Origin of the sequence: Rathayibacter sp. YIM 133350, from assembly GCF_037404875.1 — a bacterium.
In the GTDB taxonomy this organism is placed as follows: domain Bacteria; phylum Actinomycetota; class Actinomycetes; order Actinomycetales; family Microbacteriaceae; genus Orlajensenia.
Window position 1 is genome coordinate 1 of the sequence record NZ_JBBELO010000001.1, and the last position, 504, is coordinate 504.

The following is a 504-nucleotide window of genomic DNA, read 5'->3' on the forward strand; positions in this document are numbered from 1 at the left end:
CGGGAAGTGGCGATACAGCGTGCCGATCGCGACGCCCGCCTCGCGAGCGATCCCTTCCAGTGAGGCATCCACACCGCGCACGGCGAACTCGCGCTGCGCCGTCGCCAGGATCCTGTCGTAGCGCTCCTGAGCGTCCCGACGACGCGGTCGACGCGTCCGACTCGTTGCGGTGATCGTCACACCGCGATTCTACGCCGAAGCGGAGGGGGCCCTCCGATTCTTCGTCGCTCGGTCGAGCACTGACGAAAAACTTCGCGGCGGGCGGAATAGGTGAGGCAACCCTCCGGTTATATCCCGCAACCGGAGGGGTGCCTCACCTTGACGATCGACTCGACGCCAGATGAACGCCCGCGGTGAATCAGAAGACACCGAAGAAGGAGCATCTCATGGCACGCATCAGCATCATCGGCTCGGGCAACATGGCCCGCGCCATCGGCAGTCGGGCAGTCGCCGGCGGGAACACCGTCGAGATCATCGGGCGCAACCCGGATAAGTCCGCAGCCC

Annotated in this window: 2 protein-coding genes; one reads left to right on the top strand and one right to left on the bottom strand. The window is 65.7% G+C overall.

Annotated elements, in window-relative coordinates; translation table 11 throughout:
• The coding region (locus WDJ51_RS00005) for a helix-turn-helix domain-containing protein (RefSeq protein ID WP_337850363.1) at window positions 1–180 on the bottom strand (180 nt) is incomplete at its 3' end.
• A 206-nt stretch (window positions 181–386) separates the two neighbouring features.
• Here WDJ51_RS00005 and WDJ51_RS00010 point away from each other — a divergent pair.
• Window positions 387–504 (top strand): NAD(P)-binding domain-containing protein (locus WDJ51_RS00010; protein ID WP_337850364.1); only part of this gene is annotated, 118 nt, incomplete at its 3' end.